The organism is Pseudoalteromonas sp. SG41-1 (assembly GCF_014164575.1).
Lineage (GTDB): Bacteria > Pseudomonadota > Gammaproteobacteria > Enterobacterales > Alteromonadaceae > Pseudoalteromonas > Pseudoalteromonas rhizosphaerae.
Window position 1 is genome coordinate 1 of the sequence record NZ_JACJFL010000130.1, and the last position, 321, is coordinate 321.

The following is a 321-nucleotide window of genomic DNA, read 5'->3' on the forward strand; positions in this document are numbered from 1 at the left end:
ATGCCTGGCGATAACGTTAAGATGACTGTAAAGTTAATCTCTCCAATCGCAATGGATGAAGGTCTACGTTTCGCAATCCGCGAAGGTGGCCGTACTGTAGGTGCTGGTGTAGTAGCAACTATCGTAGAGTAATAATTAACTTTTAAAGTTAATTATTAGAAAAAAGGTCACTTAGGTGGCCTTTTTTAATGTCTGGGATTTACGTCATGTGAAGGTGGCGCTATTACCTTAGGCGTAGGTGCTTTGTAGCAACGTTCAATGAGTAATAATTAACTTTTAAGTTAATTGTTAGAAAAAGGTCACTTCGGTGGCCTTTTTTAA

General features: G+C 38.6%; 1 pseudogene. It reads left to right on the forward strand.

Annotated elements, in window-relative coordinates:
* Positions 1–132: pseudogene (gene tuf / locus H5203_RS22595) on the forward strand (elongation factor Tu); the annotation flags it as partial.
* Positions 133–321: the final 189 nt, after the last annotated feature.